This window comes from Pseudomonas sp. StFLB209 (assembly GCF_000829415.1).
Lineage (GTDB): Bacteria > Pseudomonadota > Gammaproteobacteria > Pseudomonadales > Pseudomonadaceae > Aquipseudomonas.
This window is the reverse complement of record NZ_AP014637.1, coordinates 1404885-1422585: the sequence shown is the minus strand read 5'-3', so window position 1 is coordinate 1422585 and position 17701 is coordinate 1404885. Positions and strand designations below refer to the sequence as shown.

The window sequence follows — 17701 nt, the reverse complement described above, 5'->3', positions numbered from 1 at the left end:
GCAATACATCTTTCGCCTGGCGTGGGGCTATTCGCGGCTGAAGCCGCTCCTGCACGTTGGGCGATGCCTCAGGCGCCGATCACACCGCCATCGTCACGGGTGATGACCATCACCGAAGAGCGCGGCTTGCCGTTGGGTAGGTGCTCTGGGAAGGTCGAACCGCCGTTTTCGCCAGGGTGCTGGATGCCCACGAACATGGTTTTGTAGTCCGGCGTAAAGCTGATGCCGGTGACTTCACAGCCGATCGGCCCGACCATGAAGCGGCGGATCTCGCCGCTGACCGGGTCGGCGCAGAGCATCTGGTTATTGCCCATGCCGGCAAAATCACCTTTGTTGCTGCTGTCGCCGTCGGTCTGAATCCACAACCGGCCCGCCGCGTCGAAGCTCAGCCCGTCGGGGCTGTTGAACATGTTCTGCGGCGTGACATTGCTCGATCCGCCTTGCGGCGTGCCGGCATGGACCGTGGGGTTGCCAGCCACCACAAACAGGTCCCAGTCGAACGCCATCGCCGAGGCGTTATCGGCGTTTTCGCGCCAGCGCAGGATTTGCCCGTATTGGTTCTTGGCTCGCGGGTTTGGCCCGCCGACCGGCTGGCCGTCCTCGCCGCGCTTGGCGTTGTTGGTCAGGGTGCAATACACCTGGCCGTCCTTGGGGCTGACCACGATCCACTCCGGGCGGTCCATGCGGGTGGCTTTGACCACGCTGGCGGCCAGCCGCGCATGGATCAGTACCTCGGCCTGGCTGTTGAAACCGGCGGCGGCGTCCAGGCCGTTCTTGCCATGCGTCAGTTCGACCCAGCGGCCTTTGCCTTTCGGATGATCCGGGTTGTTGTCGCCGTCATCGAACTGCGCGACATACAAGGTGCCGTGGTCGAGCAGGGTGCGGTTGGCCTGCGGATCGTCGTGGTTGATCTTGTCGCGGCTGATGAACTTGTAGATGAACTCACCACGCTCGTCGTCGCCCATGTAGACCACGGCGCGGCCGCCTTTGGTCTGCGCCAGGGCGGCGTTCTCGTGCTTGAAGCGGCCCAGGGCTGTGCGTTTGACCGGCGTAGACTTGGGATCGAACGGGTCGATTTCCACCACCCAGCCGTGGCGATTGACCTCGTTGGGGTTCTTGGCCACGTCGAAACGCGGATCGTGCTGATGCCAGTTGATGTCCTTGCTGGCGGCCACTACACCGTAGCGTTTGAGGCCGGCATCGAACTTCTGCTGGGCATCGCTGCTGCCGAAGCAGTCGGTGAAGTTCTCTTCGCAGGTCAGGTAGGTGCCCCATGGGGTCTTGCCGTTGGCGCAGTTCTGGAAGGTGCCCAGCACGTGGCGACCGCTGGCGTCGGCGCTGGTTTTCAGCCAGTCGTGGCCGGCCGCCGGGCCGCTGAGGGTGATCGGGCTGTTGCCGTGGATGCGTCGGTTATACGACGAGCCCTGAACGAACTGCCACTGACCGTTACTGCGTTTGATCTCGATGACCGAAACGCCTTCGCTGGCCAGTGCCTTGCGCACTTCTTCGGCAGACTCCGGGTTCTTGCCGTGCTCAAAGAGGTAGCGGTAGTTGGTGTATTCGTTGTTGATCGCCAGCAGCGCGCGGTCAGGCTGGCCGGTCATCGGGAACAGGCTCATGCCGTCGTTGTTGTCGCCGAACTGCAACTCCTGCGCTTCGGCGGTGCCCTTGCCACTGGGGTCAAAGGCCGGGCCGTCCTTGTGCAGCGGCTGGCCCCAACTGATCAGCACCGACGAGCGGTAGCCAGGCGGCAGGCTGATGCTGTCATCGACACTGGCCTTGATGCTGTCGAACCCCAGCAGTTTGCTGTTGGCTTCGCTGACCCCGATGGCCAGGGCGCTGCGGCTGAGCAGGTCGCCGCCGAGAAACAGCGCGGCACCGGCCAGGGTGCCTGCACCGATAAAACTGCGGCGGGTGAGGCCGACCATTTTTTCGAGGTCGGTAGACTGGTTTTCTTCTAATAATTTCATCATCACGGCTCCCACGAATGTGGCCGTAACATTAAGTATTCAGTATTACTAAATTATGTCGGCGGTATGACGCCCGGATGCTTCACACCACGGTGCCCAACAGCACTTGTGAGGGCAAAAACCGGGCCTGCACTGCGCTGCCTTGGGTCAACCCCAGTGCCGCAAGCCGCTGCGGCGCAGCCAGGGCACAGAGCGTCTGACCATTGGCCAGGGCGATCCGCACTTCGCTGGGACCGTCGGGCGCATCGAGAATGCTTTGCAACTGGCCCCGCAAACTGTTGTAGCCCGTTTCAGGCGTCTGCTCAGGGGCCAGCAGTTCGAGCCAGCCGGCCTTGATCAGGGCCATCACTTCGCTGCCGTTTTCCAGCGCCAGGCGCTGGGTGCTGTCATGGGTAATTTGCGCGTCGATGCATTCACCACCGGCCAGGGTCAGGCGCACAACATCATTGATGCCTTGCCGGGTAATGTTCTGGATGCTACCGAGCAACTGGTTGCGGGCGCTGGTGTGCAGGGTCAGACGGCTGAGCAATTGCAGGTCGCTGTCCTGTTCGGCAGCCTCCAGCACCTGAGCCTGCAGGGCTTGCAGGCGCTGATAAAGACGCAGGATACGTGCGCCTTCGACCGACAACCTGGCACCACCACCGCCGCGGCCGCCGACGCTGCGCTCGACCAGCGGTTTTTGCGCAAGATTGTTCAGCTCATCGATCGCATCCCAGGTGGCTTTGTAGCTCAGCCCGGCACTCTTGGCTGCGCGGGTGATCGAGCCTTGCTCGGCAATGTGCTGCAACAGCGCGAGGCGCTGCGGGCGACGCACCATGTATTGGCTCAGGGAAGACGATAGCGGCATGACCAGACGACCAGCAAAGCAGAGATTGCCAGAGTCTATGCCAAAACCTATGGGCTGTTGCCGTTTCAGTGCAGATTGCGTTGCAGCTCCAAATCGTGTCAGGCGAGGCGGAGGACGCAGGAAATGGTCACTCCCTTTTCAAGTCCTCCGACGAAGCATGACGCGATTTGGGGCGCAACCCGTAGGGCCGTGGCTGTTTTGTCGCCCCGTCTCCAACTGAATGAAGATTGTGCAAGCCGACAAAACAGACCTCGGCGCGGCTGTGATGAAACGGCAACAGCCCCTAGTGTTCAGTCCTCGGGCGCGGGTGTTCTGGCCAGGCAATACACATCCACCCGCCGCGCCCCGGCGCCGGTCAGCAGTTGCGCGAGGCTATGGGCTGTGGTGCCGGTGGTCAGCACGTCATCGACCAGCGCCAGGTGCTTACCCTGTACCCAGTGACTGTCGGTCAGGCTGAAGGCACCTTGCAGATTCTGTTTGCGCGCTTTGGCACTCAGGCCTTGTTGTGAGGGCGTATCGCGGGTGCGCAGCAATTGCCGCGCTTGCACGGGCAGTTGCAACTGTTCACCCAGCCAGTTGGCCAGCATCGCCGACTGATTGAAACCGCGCTGGCGCAAGCGCTGCCTGGCCAGGGGCACCGGCAGTAACGCATCGGGTCTTGGCAGGCCTTCGTCGAAGCGATGTTGCAGGTATTGGCCTTGTAACTCTGCCAACAGCTTGCCCAATGGCCACTGCTGGCGATGCTTGAAGCGGGTGATCAGTCGGTCGACGACAAACTCGTAGGTCCAGGCCGTGATGACCTGGCTGAACGCCGGTGGCCGTTGATCGCACTGCGCGCAACATTCGCCAGCCCCGTAGCCTGATCCTGTCAGCGGCAGCGCGCAACACAGGCAATGATCGCCCAGCCAGGGCAGCTCGGCTTCGCAAGCCACACAGATGGCCAGCGATGTATCGCTGGGCTCATCGCATAACAAACAGAATTGAGTGAAATTTAACCAGATGTAAACCTGTGTTTCTTTGTGTGGTTGACATGGCATGGCCGTTCCCTAATCATTCCGAAAAATCTCGCCGGACAACCGTGTCGTGTCTGTGGTCTTTCGCCCGGGCGCAGAGTCCGTTCAATAAAAGGAGCCGCCGATGAGCGCCAGCACTACAGCTACCCTGCGTCACGACTGGACTTTAGCCGAGGTCAAGGCGCTGTTCGTACAGCCATTCAATGACTTGCTGTTTCAGGCGCAGACCGTGCACCGTGCGCACTTCGATGCCAATCGGGTTCAGGTCTCGACCCTGCTGTCGATCAAGACCGGCGCGTGCCCTGAAGACTGCAAGTACTGCCCGCAGTCCGGCCACTACAACACCGGCCTCGACAAGCAGAAGCTGCTTGAAGTGCAGAAGGTGCTTGAGGAAGCGGCACGGGCCAAGGCGATTGGCTCGACCCGTTTCTGTATGGGCGCGGCCTGGAAACATCCGTCAGCCAAAGACATGCCCTACGTGCTGGAAATGGTCAAAGGCGTAAAGGCCATGGGCCTGGAAACCTGCATGACGCTGGGCAAGCTCGACCGTGAACAGACTGAAGCCCTGGCCGATGCGGGCCTTGACTACTACAACCACAACCTCGACACCTCGCCGGAGTTCTACGGCAGCATCATCACCACCCGCACCTACAGCGAGCGCCTGCAGACCCTGGCCTATGTGCGCGACGCGGGCATGAAAATCTGTTCTGGTGGCATTCTGGGCATGGGCGAGTCGCTGGACGACCGGGCCGGCCTGCTGATCCAGTTGGCCAACCTGCCCGAGCATCCGGAGTCGGTGCCGATCAACATGCTGGTCAAGGTTGCCGGCACACCGCTGGAAAACGCTGAAGACGTCGATCCGTTCGACTTCATCCGCATGCTGGCCGTGGCGCGCATCCTGATGCCCAAATCCCACGTGCGCCTGTCGGCGGGCCGCGAAGCAATGAACGAGCAGATGCAGGCACTGGCGTTCTTTGCCGGCGCCAACTCGATCTTCTACGGCGAGAAACTGCTGACCACCGGCAACCCGCAGGCTGACCGCGACATGCAGTTGTTCGCCCGCCTGGGCATCAAGCCCGAAGAGCGTGAGGAGCATGCCGACGAAGTGCATCAGGCCGCCATCGAGCAGGCACTGGTGGAGCAAAAGAGCAGTTCGATGTTCTACAACGCCGTCTCGGCCTGACCGATATGGGCTTTGACCTAAGTGTCCGCCTGGCGGAGCGGCGCGCCGCGCAGTTGTATCGTCAGCGCCCGCTGCTGCAAAGCCCGCAAGGGCCGCTGGCGGTCGTCGACGGCCAGGCGCTGCTGACCTTTTGCAACAATGACTACCTCGGGTTGGCCAGCCATCCAGAGGTGGTCGCTGCCTGGCAAGCCGGTGCCGAGCGCTGGGGTGTCGGCGGCGGGGCTTCGCATCTGGTGATCGGTCACAGCAGCCCGCATCACGAGCTGGAAGAGGCTCTGGCCGAGTTCACCGGGCGCCCGCGCGCCTTGCTGTTCTCCAATGGCTACATGGCCAATCTGGGGACGGTCACCGCCTTGGTGGGGCAGGGCGACAGTGTGCTGGAAGACCGCCTTAATCATGCGTCCTTGCTCGATGCCGGGCTGCTCAGCGGTGCGCGGTTCAGCCGTTACTTGCACAACGACGCACAAAGTCTCGCGGCGCGTCTGGACAAGGCCGTGGGTGACCGCCTGGTGGTCAGCGACGGGGTGTTCAGCATGGACGGCGACATTGCCGACCTGCCGGCCCTGGCGCGTACCGCTAAAGCTCGCGGCGCCTGGCTGATGGTTGACGATGCCCATGGCTTTGGCCCGCTGGGGGCCAATGGCGGAGGTTGTGTCGAGCACTTTGGTCTGGGGATCGACGATGTACCGGTGCTGATCGGTACGCTGGGCAAGGCGTTTGGCACCAGTGGGGCGTTTGTTGCGGGCAGTGAAGAGCTGATCGAGACGCTGATTCAGTTTGCCCGGCCATACATCTACACCACCAGTCAGCCGCCGGCGCTGGCCTGTGCCACGCTCAAGAGCCTGCAACTGCTGCGCAGTGAACACTGGCGGCGCGAGCACCTCAATGCCCTGATCGCGCAGTTCCGTCAGGGTGCCGAGCAAATCGGCCTGACCCTGATGGACAGTTTTACACCGATCCAGCCGATTGTGATTGGCGATGCCGGACGGGCCTTGCGCCTGTCGCAGATGTTGCGCGAGCGGGGCCTGCTGGTGACTGCGATCCGCCCGCCCACCGTGCCGGCCGGCAGTGCCCGTTTGCGGGTCACTCTGAGCGCAGCCCACACATCCGAGCAGGTGCAGCTATTGTTGCAAGCACTGGCGCAGTGCTGGCCACTGCTGGGTGTGGATGAAACGATGGAGCAGGCTCATGCGTGATCGTCTGGTGTTGTTGCCCGGTTGGGGCTTGGGTGTCTCGCCGCTGGAGCCGCTGGCTGCCGCCTTGCGCGGCCCGGATGAGCACCTGAAAGTCGAGGTCGAGCCGTTGCCGCAAACGGGCAACGCGGATTTATCGGCGTGGCTCGATGAACTGGACGATGGCCTGCCTGACGATGTGTGGCTGGGCGGCTGGTCGCTGGGCGGCATGCTCGCCGCCGAGCTGGCGGCGCGGCGTGGCGAGCGTTGTTGCGGTTTGCTGACCCTGGCCAGCAACGCCTGCTTTGTGCCGCACGGCGCCTGGCCGCATGCGATGACGCCGGCTGACTTTGCGGCGTTTCTCAGCGGTTGTGAACACGACCCCGACGTGACCCTGCGCCGCTTCAGCCTGTTGTGCAGCCAGGGCAGCGCCGACCCGCGCGGCCTGTCGCGGCAGCTCAAGGCCGCGGCGCCCAATGCCTCGAAGCAAGCGTTGCTCGATGGCCTCAGGCTGCTGGAGCGGCTCGATACCCGTGAAGCGTTGCAGAGCTATCGTGGCCCGCAATTACACCTGTTTGCCGGTAACGATGCGTTTGTGCCCGCTGAAGCGGCAAGCGATCTATTGGCCTTGTTGCCAGATGTGGAGGTTGGCGTGATTGAACAGGCCAGCCATGCATTTATTCTGGAAAACCCCCATGGAGTGGCGGCGGCAATCCGGGCCTTTTTACATGAGTCCGATGATGACTGATCTTTGTGCCGTGCGTGGGCTCGGCCTGCCAGACAAACAACAGGTCGCCGCATCATTCTCCAAAGCGGCGGGCAGTTACGACAGTGTGGCCGACTTGCAACGAGCGGTCGGGCAACACCTGTTGAGGGGGATTCCTCAGGCACTGACGCCTGCGCAGTGGCTGGACCTGGGCTGCGGCACCGGGTACTTCAGCCGCGCATTGGCGCAGCGCTTCCCGGCTGCGCAGGGCATGGCGCTGGATATTGCCCAAGGCATGCTGCGCCACGCACAGCCCCAGGGCGGCGCTGCACATTTTGTCGCCGGCGATGCGGAAAATCTGCCGTTGCACGGTGGCCGTTTCGATTTGCTGTTCTCCAGCCTGGCCGTACAGTGGTGCGGCAACTTCGCTGCGGTATTGAGCGAGGCGCGGCGGGTATTGCGGCCCGGTGGGGTGTTTGCATTCTCCAGCCTGTGCGTCGGCACTCTGCATGAGCTGCGCAGCAGTTGGCAGCAAGTGGACGGTCAGGTGCACGTCAATCGCTTTCGTGAGCAGCACGACTACCAGCGCTTGTGTGACGCCAGCGGCTTGCGTATTCGCAGCCTGGAAGTGCTGCCCCATGTGCTGCACTACCCGGATGTACGCAGCCTGACCCATGAGTTGAAAGCGCTGGGTGCCCACAACCTCAATCCGGGCCGGCCGACCGGGCTGACCGGGCGGCAACGGATGCAAGGTTTGCTGCAGGCCTACGAAGCGTTTCGCCAGCCACAGGGGCTACCGGCCACCTATCAGGTGCTTTACGCGGTTCTGGAAAACCAGCCATGAGTTCAGCTTTTTTCATTGCTGGCACCGACACCGATGTCGGCAAGACCACCGTGGCGGCCGGTTTGCTGCGTGCGGCGCGGCACGCCGGGTTGAGTACCGTGGCCGGCAAGCCGGTGGCGTCCGGTTGCACGCGCACCGCCGATGGCCTGCGCAACAGCGATGCCTTGGCGTTGCTTGGCGAATGCTCGCTGCCGCTGGACTACGCCGAGGTCAACCCATTGGCCCTGGAACCGGCCATCGCCCCGCATCTGGCCGCGAGGGAAGCAGGGGTGCAGCTTGAGCTGGCCAGTCTATTGCCTGCCATGCAACGCTTGCTCGCGCGCCAGGCCGACTTCACCTTGATCGAAGGCGCTGGCGGCTGGCGGGTGCCGCTCAATGACCGCGAATATTTGTCCGATCTGGCGATGGCCTTGAAGCTGCCGGTGATTCTGGTGGTGGGCGTGCGCCTGGGCTGCATCAACCATGCCGTGCTAAGCGCCGAAGCGATCCTGCGCGACGGCCTGCCATTGGCCGGTTGGGTGGCAAACATTGTCGATCCGGGCACCTCGCGTCTGCATGAAAATCTGCAGACCTTGAGCGAACAATTACCGGCGCCCTGTCTCGGCCAGGTGCCGCGTCTGGAGCAGGCGAACAGCGAAAATGTTGCCAGATATTTACACCTGGATCGCCTTGGGTAAAGCATCTGCCTGATCTAGAAGGACTTTTGCTTTTGCTCAAGATTGAGCCTATTGCCAGGCGTTGTGCCATTAGTCTTTTTATCGGGCCTTTTGCCTTTATTGCTGGTTCAATAGGCTTGTTTGTAACTCTGAGCTGAGGATTGGCTTATGCAAATCTCCTTGAGCAACACGTTTTATCCAGGCTTGACCGCTATTCAGGTCGGGCAGGATCGTGTCGATCAGGCGGCCACCCAGATCGCCAGTAGCGGTATCGAAGTCTCCGGCCGCAGCCAGTCTTCGGATTTCCAGCTGGAAAACCTGCGCTCCGTCGACCGTAGCCAGCGTTCCGATCTGCCCGCCAACATTGTCGAACTCGCGGCCGGCAAAGCGCAGGCTGAAGCGGGCGCTGCTGCGCAGCGCGCAAGCAATGAAGCGCTGGGCACCCTGATCGACACCTACGCCTGACCCTGGGGCCTGATTTTCAGGCCAGCCCCATCGAGAGGGTGAATATGAAACGCCGTGTCTTTGTGCACGGCGTTTTCGTTATGTGCGCCACAATGCCCATAACGCTTGGATACAACTTGTCAGATGATGTCTTGTTTCCGGGCTGGGAGTGTCGTAGGCGCGGGTAATGGTTTCTCCTATACTCGAGCCATGCAAACGATAACCCTGCACCTCGACGGTACCTCTCCTGAGCAGCTTTCAATGACCCGGCTGGCTGAGTACCTGCGCGAGCTCTCTAGGCTGCTGGGGTATCGGGAGAGCGTTCATTTTGAGGGTGTCAGCCAAGGCTCAGCGTGCCTGAATGCCCTCGTTGAGGACGACAAGTATCAGGCTGTAGTGCACCAGGCGTGCCTTGCCGCCGCAGGCGAAGGCGCCAGGCGTGCCCAAAAGGCCTATCAGCAACTTGCCTCGCTCATGGAAGAAGATCGTGTGGACGGCACGCTTCTCAATGGCACTGCCCAAGTGTTGGAATTCCCAAAGGCCAAAACTGCCGCTCCTCCAGTGGTGATTCGCAAAAAAGGCAGCGTTCAAGGCAGGCTCTATTTCGTTGGCGGCAAAGATGAAACCATTCTGGTGCGTCTTGAAGGCGCTACTGGCGAGTCACTGCTGTGCGAGGTAGGCACCGCGTTGGCTGAGCAGTTGGGCAGCCTGCTGTTCAAGCCTGTCCGGCTGCATGGTGAAGGTGTGTGGGAAAGCCGGCCAAACGGGGGCTGGCGCCTCAAGAAGCTGCAAGCTCACTCTTTCGACCGTTTAGAGAACGGCACACTCAAATCAGGTATCAAGAAATTGAGGGCGTTGAGCGCTGGCGGTGTGAGCGAGATGGATGATGCTCATGCGTTGATTCTGGAATTGAGGGGGTAAGGTGAGGGTCGTTTTAGACACGAATGTTCTCCTGCAGGTGATAGGAAACGTCAAACCCGGTTCGATTCTTTACGATCCTCGCAATAGCATGCCCATCGAGCGGGCAATTGACCGTGCCGAAGCACTTGTCGAAAAAATCGACGCAGCCCGCGGCAGTGTGCTCATTCCTGCTCCGGTGCTGGCTGAGGTATTGATCGGTTTTTCACCTGGGCAGAGCGCAAAACTGGTCGAAAGCATCCGGCAGTTATCCTGCTTTGAAATGGTCAGTTTCGATGAGATTGCAGCCATTGAATGCGCCGGGATGATTACGACACAAGAGCTTAAGGTGGCACTCGCTGATCCTTCGGTAACCAAAGCCAAATTCCGGTTTGATCGGCAGATTCTGGCCATTGCATTGGCCAACAATGCCAATGAAATCTGGACACACGACAAACAATTGTTCGAAAAAGCGGAGAGTCTCGGCATGGCCGTGCGCAGCCTTGGGGACATCGAGCCTGACCCTGAGCAGTTGGAGGTCGATTTCCAGCTCTGAGCATTTCTTCGGCCGTAAAGCCGCTTTCTGGCTGCTCCGGCCTTTGTCCGGTTCGCCCTGTGTATCGTCCCCGCAACCTCTACTCGCTCAACTAGACTTGAATGCATGTTGCCAGCATCGCTGCGGGCCTTGTCGTGCGTGGTCGATCGTGACGTTAGACCGATGGTGAGTGGCACGCTATTGACAAGGTGCGGGTGTAAACGTAAGTTTCAAACAACTGTTTGATCGGTGGGCGGCCGCGATCATCAGCTGGACAACAATGTTTCCAGCATGACCGGCCAGTCATTCATTCCGGGATTCACCAGCAGAGGTTTTCGCTATGCCAGATTACAAAGCCCCCTTGCGTGATATTCGTTTCGTACGTGATGAACTGCTGGGTTATGCGGCGCACTATCAGAGCCTGCCTGGCTGCGAGGACGCCACGCCCGATACGGTCGACGCCATCCTTGAAGAAGGCGCCAAGTTCTGTGAGCAGGTGCTGGCACCGCTGAATCGGGTCGGTGACACCGAAGGCTGTACCTGGAGCGAGTCTGGCGTGAAAACGCCAACCGGTTTCAAACAGGCTTATCAGCAATTCGTCGAAGGCGGCTGGCCGAGCCTGGCCCATGATGTCGAGCATGGCGGCCAGGGCCTGCCGGAGTCTCTGGGTCTGGCGGTCAGCGAGCTGGTGGGGGAAGCCAACTGGTCGTGGGGCATGTACCCCGGTTTGTCGCATGGCGCGATGAATACCCTGTCGGCCCACGGTACGGCTGAACAGCAGCACACCTACCTGACCAAGCTGGTCTCCGGTGAATGGACCGGCACCATGTGCCTGACCGAACCGCACTGCGGCACCGACCTGGGCATGCTGCGCACCAAGGCCGAGCCCCAGGCCGACGGCAGCTACAAGGTCAGCGGCACCAAGATTTTCATTTCGGCCGGTGAACACGACATGGCCGACAACATCGTGCACATCGTGCTGGCCCGCCTGCCGGATGCACCGGCTGGCACCAAAGGCATTTCGCTGTTCATCGTGCCCAAATTCCTGCCTGACGCCCAAGGTGCCATCGGCGCGCGCAATGCCGTCACCTGTGGCTCGCTGGAGCACAAGATGGGCATTCACGGCAACGCCACCTGCGTGATGAACTTCGACGGTGCGACAGGTTTCCTGATCGGCCCGGCGAACAAGGGCCTGAACTGCATGTTCACCTTCATGAACACCGCGCGCCTGGGCACTGCACTGCAGGGCCTGGCGCACGCCGAGGTGGCGTTCCAGGGTGGCCTGAAATACGCCCGCGAGCGTCTGCAGATGCGTTCGCTGACCGGTCCCAAGGCACCGGATAAAGCCGCCGACCCGATCATCGTGCACCCTGATGTACGGCGCATGCTGCTGACCATCAAGGCGTTCGCCGAAGGCAACCGGGCGATGGTGTACTTCACCGCCAAGCTGGTGGACATCGTCAAGTACAGCCAGGACGAGGAGCAACGCAAGTCGGCCGACGCGCTGTTGGCGTTCATGACCCCGATTGCCAAGGCATTCATGACCGAGGTGGGCTTCGAGGCTGCCAACCATGGCGTGCAGATCTATGGCGGTCACGGCTTCATCGCCGAGTGGGGCATGGAGCAGAACGTGCGCGACAGCCGCATTTCGATGCTCTATGAAGGCACCACCGGCATCCAGGCCCTCGACCTGCTCGGTCGCAAGGTACTGATGACCCAGGGCGAGGCGCTCAAGGGCTTCACCAAGATCGTCCACAAATTCTGCCAAGCCAACGAAGGCAACGAAGCCCTGTCGGCGTACATCGCCCCGCTGGCGGCGTTGAACAAGGAGTGGGGCGAGTTGACCATGAAGGTCGGCATGGCCGCCATGAAAGACCGCGAAGAAGTCGGCGCCGCTTCGGTGGATTACCTGATGTTCTCCGGTTACGTCTGCCTGGCTTACTTCTGGGCCGACATGGCCCGCCTGGCCGCGGAGAAGATTGCCGAGGGTACGGGCGACGAGGCGTTCTACAAAGCCAAACTGCAGACTGCGCGCTTCTATTACCAGCGTATCCTGCCCCGCACCCGCAGCCATGCCGCAGCGATCCTGTCTGGCGCTGCCAACCTGATGGAAATCAGTGAAGAGGACTTCGGTCTGGCTTACTGAGTCCGGATTCGGCTCCGCCCAGCAATACCGGAAACGCCCCCGTTCACACGAGCGGGGGCGTTTTATTTTTTCTGGGCAGATGTCCGGGTAACAACCGCTGTTAGATAACCTTCATATATCCCTGATAAACCTTTTGAGTTTCCTGCCGTTACAGCACTTAGTTAACTAATTGGTTCGGTTGTATGCATTGCTTGCCGAATGTGGGCACAATGACATCATGCTGAGCGATTGCTCGATGCCGAGTAGGAGACATCCCCCTTGTTGCATCCATCTGCTGCACGACTGAGTCACTTCCTGCCCGCCGGCAGCCTGTTCCTGGCTGGGCTGGCAGCGGCCTATGTCAAAGACCTGAGTGTGTTCTTCACCTCACTGTTCAACGTCCTGCCGACCCTGGTGCTGCTGCTGGGCGGTGCCTATTGCGCGGTCTACCGGCGTCAGCGCGAGTTGTCGTTGATGGTGACGGTGTACATTGCCTATTTTCTGCTCGACACCCAGACGGACTTCTACCGTGACAACGGCAGGGTCCGCGAAGATGCGGCGGTGATTTTCCACCTGACCTGCCTGCTACTGCCGGTGATGTATGCGCTGTACGCGGCCTGGGAGGAGCGCACTCACCTGTTTCAGGACATCGTGGCCCGTCTGGCGGTGCTGCTGGTGGTCGGCAGCGTTGCCTTGGGCATGGAGCAGAGCTATCCGAATGAAGTGCAGAACTGGCTGGCGGACATTCGCTGGCCGGCCTTGCACGGCTCGTGGATGAGCCTGATCCAGCTGTCGTACCTGATGTTTATCATCGGCTTCGGCGTGTTGATCTGGCAGTATCTGAGCAAACCCAGGCCGCTGCATGCGGCGCAACTGGTCGGTTTGCTGGCGCTGTTCTGGGCACTGCCCAAGACCTTCATCCTGCCATTCACGCTCAATATCATGTGCAGCCAGGTGATGCTGATGATTGCGGCAGGCGTGGCCCATGAGGCGTATCAGATGGCGTTCCGCGACGAGCTGACCGGCTTGCCGGGGCGACGCGCGCTCAATGAGCGGATGCAGCGCCTGGGACGCAACTATGTGCTGGCCATGAGCGACGTGGACCACTTCAAGAAATTCAACGACACCCACGGCCATGATGTGGGCGATCAGGTGCTGCGTCTGGTGGCCAGCAAACTGTCGAAAATCACCAATGGCGGCGGCAAGGCTTACCGCTACGGTGGTGAAGAATTTGCCATTGTGTTTGCCGGCAAGGCGCTGGAAGAGTGCCTGCCGCACCTTGAGGTGATTCGCGAGACCATTGCCCACTACGAGATCCAGTTGCGCAACAAGGAGAACCGGCCGCAGGACGATCAACAGGGGCGGCAGCGGCGCGGTGCTGCGTCGGCCAGCAGCGTGTCGGTCACCGTCAGTATCGGGGTGGCCGAGCGCCAGCCTGAACACCGCACACCTGAAGAAGTACTCAAGGCCGCCGACCAGGCGCTGTATGCCGCCAAGGGCGCCGGACGCAACTGTGTGATTGCGCATGGGCAGACTGCCAAACGCGGAGCGGTGCGCAGCCCTGACCCCGTTGGCTGAACAGCAGCAAAGACAAGTGGACACGGGCCGTGATGGGCGGCGCCGTGTTTTTTTTCGGCCTGCCATTTTACGTGACTGATAAATACCTTGTGGTCACAAACGGACCCTATGTGTCGTAATGGTTGTTCGGCTAAACTCGGGCTTCGAACGCCTTGACCGGTCTGTGGCAGGTCCGGTTTCCAGGCTCAGATCTTTTGCTTCCCGTTTGCGAGGTGTGCCATGGCTGACTACAAAGCGCCGCTGCGTGATATGCGCTTCGTCCTCAATGAGGTCTTTGAGGTTTCCCGACTCTGGGCCAGTTTGCCGGCATTGGCCGACACTGTGGACACCGAAACCGTCGAGGCGATTCTTGAAGAAGCCGGCAAGGTCACCAGCCGCAGCATTGCGCCCCTGAGCCGTAACGGCGACGAAGAGGGCTGCCGCTGGAACGACACCGTGGTCAGTACGCCAACCGGCTTTGTCGATGCCTACCGCACCTATGCCGAGGGCGGCTGGGTGGGCGTGGGTGGCAACCCCGAGTTTGGTGGCATGGGCATGCCCAAGGTGGTCTCGGCGCAGGTCGAAGAAATGCTCAACTCCGCGAGCCTGGCGTTCGGTCTGTACCCGATGCTGACCTCCGGCGCGTGTGTCTCGCTCAATACCCATGCCAGTGAGGCGCTCAAGGCGCAGTACCTGCCCAACATGTACGCCGGTGTCTGGTGTGGCTCGATGTGCCTGACCGAAGCCCACGCCGGGACTGACCTGGGAATCATCCGCACCCGCGCCGAGCCGCAGCCCGACGCCAGCTATCTGATCAGCGGCAGCAAGATTTTCATTACCGGCGGTGAGCACGACCTGACCGAGAACATCATCCATCTGGTCCTGGCCAGGCTGCCCGATGCGCCAGCCGGCCCCAAGGGCATTTCACTGTTTCTGGTGCCCAAGTTTCTGGTCAATGACGACGGCAGCCTGGGGGCGCGCAACCCGGTCAGTTGCGGTTCCATCGAACACAAGATGGGTATCCAGGCTTCTGCCACCTGTGTGATGAATTTCGACCAGGCCCGTGGCTGGCTGGTGGGTGAGCCGCACAAGGGCCTGGCGGCGATGTTCACCATGATGAACTACGAGCGTCTGGGGGTCGGCATCCAGGGCTTGGCATCCGGCGAGCGCTCCTACCAGAACGCCATCGAATATGCCCGTGACCGTCTGCAAAGCCGTGCGCCGACGGGCGCGCAGAACCGCGACAAGGTCGCCGACCCGATCATCGTGCACCCCGACGTGCGGCGCATGCTGCTGACCATGAAAGCCCTCAACGAGGGTGGGCGGGCATTTTCCACTTATGTGGCGGTACAACTGGACATCGCCAAATACAGTGAAGAGCCGCAGCAGCGTGAGCGCGCCGAACAACTGGTGGCGTTGCTGACCCCGGTGGCCAAGGCCTTTCTCACCGATGTCGGTCTGGAAACCACTGTTCACGGCCAGCAAGTGTTCGGCGGCCACGGTTACATTCGCGAGTGGGGCCAGGAGCAACTGGTGCGTGATGTGCGCATCACCCAGATCTACGAAGGCACCAACGGCATCCAGGCGCTGGACCTGGTGGGGCGCAAGATCGTCGGTTCTGACGGTGCCTGGTACCGGGTGTTTTCCGAGGAGGTTCGGCAGTTCATCGACAGCGGCGAAGCGCCTGCGGAATTCGTCAAGCCGCTGGCAAATGCCTTGCAGACCCTCGACGACCTGACTCAATGGATACTTGACCGCGCGCGCAGCAACCCGAATGAAATCGGCGCTGCGTCAGTGGAGTATCTGCATCTGTTCGGCTACACAGCCTATGCCTGGCTGTGGGCGCGCATGGCTCTGGTCGCACAAGCCAAAGAAGCTGAAGATTCGTTCTATGCCGGCAAGCTGGCGACTGCGCGTTTCTATTTTGCTCGCTTGTTGCCGCGTATTCATTCACTCGCCGCTGCGGTACGCGCAGGCAGTGAATCGCTGTACCTGCTGGACGCCGAGCAATTCTGATAATGATTCTCATTGGTGTAAGCCATGGCTTACACCACGTGGCGGCAAATCGCCTCTTTCGATAAAAAGGATCCAAAGTTAAATTAGCCACATGGACGTTGCGCAGGATGCGCACTAGATAACAGGGACACGTAAGGGATACCTGCCAGGATGGCGGGAAGAAAGGGAAGTCAGGGAAACAGTCTGGAAAACCCCGCTGCGGCGGGGTTTTCTTTGTGCACGTGTTTTTGTTCCGGGTCGGGTGATGGCGGTCTGCCAGAAGCTACGGAACCACTGACAGCGGCCAAGGGTCGATTGAATACAGGCCATCAAGGCCCTTCAATCAGGAGCTTACCCATGGACATCATCCGCATTATCATCGCCATTCTGCTGCCTCCACTGGGCGTGTTCCTGCAAGTCGGTTTCGGCGGCGCGTTCTGGCTCAACATTCTGTTGACCCTGCTGGGTTACTTCCCTGGCATCATCCACGCGGTGTACATCATCGCCAGCCGCAAGTAACCTGCCGCGCCGCTTTCAGGCCTGGTCCTGGCCAGGCCCGAAGGCGCTTCAGTGCAGGTCGATCCAGTGCTTCTGGCTGGCTCTCCTGATGAAGTCATCAACGTCGGTACCCGTTTCCGGAAGGTTAGGGAAACGGGTATGCAGAATCTCGATGATCTGCTCGACCGTGTGCCGACCATCAATCAATTCGCCAACCCGTGCCGCGTCATCGTCCAGGCGGATCATGCCGCCGGGACGAAACAGCAGTACATGGCCATGTCGATCAGGAGCCCGCTCCAGGCTGCAGCCTGTGTGCCAGTGCGGGGTGAGTGTGCGATCGGCTTTCATGGAGTGATCCTCTGCTGACAGACACTTTGCTCGTGACCGGCCGGGAGGCCGATCATCAATCCTCACTTGCAGTGTAGTCGCGCAATGCAATGACGGCGGCTCAGTTTTTCAACAGTCGCTCATACAGATCAGGGCGGCGATCAGCGGCGTAATTGTTTAAATCCTTGGCGTTATCGATGCCTGAGCGTTGCAGGTCAGCGATCAGCAACGCTTCGTCCTCGCCTGCCAGCAACGGGCGGCAGCCCTGCGGCCCGTTAAGGCTGCTCAGGCCGCAATAGTGGATTTCGCCCTCACTACCGCAGTAGTTGGCATACGCCAGGTAGCACTGGTTCTCGAAGGCGCGGGCGCGCACCGTCACCTCACACACGAAGTCATAGGGCGCCATATTGGCGGTGGGCACCACGATCAGGTCGGCACCGGCCAGCGCGAGATGACGCGCCGTCTCCGCAAACTCTACGTCGTAGCAGATCAGTAGCCCCAGCCGCCAACCGTGCAGTTCGACCACCGCACAGTGCGCGGCCCCGGCGCTGAACATGGTTTTATCCAGCTCGCCGAACAGGTGGGTCTTGCGATAGTTGACCAGCCGGTTGCCGGCCGCGTCGATCAGTTGCGCGGCGTTATACAGCAGGCCGTCCGTGGCCCGCTCCGGGTAGCCATAGACAATCGCCATACCGCTGTGCCGGGCAATCGTCGCGACCTGTTCGGCTGCCGGGCCGTCTGCGGCTTCGGCCAGTCGTTCGACCGCCTGACGACCGATGTTGTAACCGCTGAGGAACATCTCCGGGCAGACCAGCAACTGTGCACCAGCACGGCTGGCGGCCTGTGCCTGGGCGGCCAGCCGCGCCAGGTTGGCATCAATGTCCAGGGGCAGGGGCGGGCATTGGTAAATCGCGATCCGCATGCTAAACCTC

The 17701-nt window shown here is 61.0% G+C and carries 17 protein-coding genes; 12 read left to right on the top strand and 5 right to left on the bottom strand.

Annotation, left to right across the window (positions count from 1 at the left end; all coding sequences use genetic code 11):
• Positions 1 to 68: 68 nt before the first annotated feature.
• From PSCI_RS06595 to PSCI_RS06585, 3 genes are all read right to left on the bottom strand, one after another.
• Positions 69 to 1970: a PhoX family protein gene (locus PSCI_RS06595; protein WP_045493922.1), complete on the bottom strand. Its 1902-nt coding sequence runs from the start codon at positions 1968 to 1970 to the stop codon at positions 69 to 71.
• 82 nt (positions 1971 to 2052) lie between these two features.
• Positions 2053 to 2817: a TOBE domain-containing protein gene (locus tag PSCI_RS06590; RefSeq protein ID WP_045484421.1), complete on the bottom strand. Its 765-nt coding sequence runs from the start codon at positions 2815 to 2817 to the stop codon at positions 2053 to 2055.
• Positions 2818 to 3107: 290 nt separating this feature from the next.
• A complete protein-coding gene (locus PSCI_RS06585; RefSeq protein WP_045484418.1) occupies positions 3108 to 3854 on the bottom strand; it encodes a ComF family protein in 747 nt (248 codons plus the stop codon).
• A 100-nt stretch (positions 3855 to 3954) separates the two neighbouring features.
• On the opposite strand from PSCI_RS06585, the gene bioB reads away from it, so the two are divergent.
• From bioB to PSCI_RS28440, 12 genes are all read left to right on the top strand, one after another.
• The gene (gene bioB / locus PSCI_RS06580; RefSeq protein WP_045484415.1) at positions 3955 to 5013 is read left to right on the top strand and encodes a biotin synthase BioB; all 1059 of its coding nucleotides are present in this window, start codon (positions 3955 to 3957) and stop codon (positions 5011 to 5013) included.
• A gap of 5 nt (positions 5014 to 5018) precedes the next feature.
• Positions 5019 to 6209 (top strand): 8-amino-7-oxononanoate synthase, encoded by a 1191-nt coding sequence (bioF, locus tag PSCI_RS06575; protein ID WP_045484412.1) that lies wholly within the window; start codon positions 5019 to 5021, stop codon positions 6207 to 6209.
• Positions 6202 to 6933: an alpha/beta fold hydrolase gene (locus tag PSCI_RS06570; protein WP_045484409.1), complete on the top strand. Its 732-nt coding sequence runs from the start codon at positions 6202 to 6204 to the stop codon at positions 6931 to 6933. Before bioF ends, PSCI_RS06570 begins: the two co-directional genes overlap by 8 nt.
• The gene (gene bioC / locus PSCI_RS06565; protein ID WP_045484405.1) at positions 6926 to 7735 is read left to right on the top strand and encodes a malonyl-ACP O-methyltransferase BioC; all 810 of its coding nucleotides are present in this window, start codon (positions 6926 to 6928) and stop codon (positions 7733 to 7735) included. The genes PSCI_RS06570 and bioC overlap by 8 nt, the downstream gene beginning before the upstream one ends.
• Positions 7732 to 8412, top strand: a complete 681-nt coding sequence (bioD, locus tag PSCI_RS06560; protein WP_045484402.1) for a dethiobiotin synthase — start codon at positions 7732 to 7734, stop codon at positions 8410 to 8412. Before bioC ends, bioD begins: the two co-directional genes overlap by 4 nt.
• A 147-nt stretch (positions 8413 to 8559) precedes the next feature.
• Positions 8560 to 8856, top strand: a complete 297-nt coding sequence (locus PSCI_RS06555) for a hypothetical protein (protein WP_045484399.1) — start codon at positions 8560 to 8562, stop codon at positions 8854 to 8856.
• Between the two features lie 240 nt (positions 8857 to 9096).
• Positions 9097 to 9756 carry a hypothetical protein gene (locus PSCI_RS06550; protein WP_231906374.1) on the top strand — a complete coding sequence of 220 codons (660 nt, stop codon included), beginning with the start codon at positions 9097 to 9099 and terminating at the stop codon, positions 9754 to 9756.
• 1 nt (position 9757) lies between these two features.
• Positions 9758 to 10288 (top strand): type II toxin-antitoxin system VapC family toxin, encoded by a 531-nt coding sequence (locus PSCI_RS06545; RefSeq protein ID WP_045484393.1) that lies wholly within the window; start codon positions 9758 to 9760, stop codon positions 10286 to 10288.
• A 319-nt stretch (positions 10289 to 10607) separates the two neighbouring features.
• Entirely contained in the window at positions 10608 to 12413 is a 1806-nt protein-coding gene (locus tag PSCI_RS06540) for a phenylacyl-CoA dehydrogenase (RefSeq protein ID WP_045484390.1), read from the top strand.
• Positions 12414 to 12671: 258 nt separating this feature from the next.
• Positions 12672 to 13970, top strand: coding sequence for a GGDEF domain-containing protein (locus tag PSCI_RS06535; RefSeq protein ID WP_045484387.1), 1299 nt, complete (start codon positions 12672 to 12674; stop codon positions 13968 to 13970).
• Positions 13971 to 14189: 219 nt separating this feature from the next.
• Positions 14190 to 15965, top strand: coding sequence for an acyl-CoA dehydrogenase C-terminal domain-containing protein (locus tag PSCI_RS06530; RefSeq protein WP_045484384.1), 1776 nt, complete (start codon positions 14190 to 14192; stop codon positions 15963 to 15965).
• A gap of 336 nt (positions 15966 to 16301) precedes the next feature.
• Positions 16302 to 16463, top strand: coding sequence for a YqaE/Pmp3 family membrane protein (locus tag PSCI_RS28440; protein WP_045484381.1), 162 nt, complete (start codon positions 16302 to 16304; stop codon positions 16461 to 16463).
• A gap of 48 nt (positions 16464 to 16511) precedes the next feature.
• Here the strand turns inward: PSCI_RS28440 and pqqD are convergent, their stop codons facing one another.
• Positions 16512 to 16790, bottom strand: a complete 279-nt coding sequence (pqqD, locus tag PSCI_RS06520) for a pyrroloquinoline quinone biosynthesis peptide chaperone PqqD (protein WP_045484378.1) — start codon at positions 16788 to 16790, stop codon at positions 16512 to 16514.
• Between the two features lie 100 nt (positions 16791 to 16890).
• Positions 16891 to 17691 carry a carbon-nitrogen hydrolase family protein gene (locus PSCI_RS06515; protein ID WP_045484375.1) on the bottom strand — a complete coding sequence of 267 codons (801 nt, stop codon included), beginning with the start codon at positions 17689 to 17691 and terminating at the stop codon, positions 16891 to 16893.
• Between the last annotated feature and the right edge of the window lie 10 nt (positions 17692 to 17701).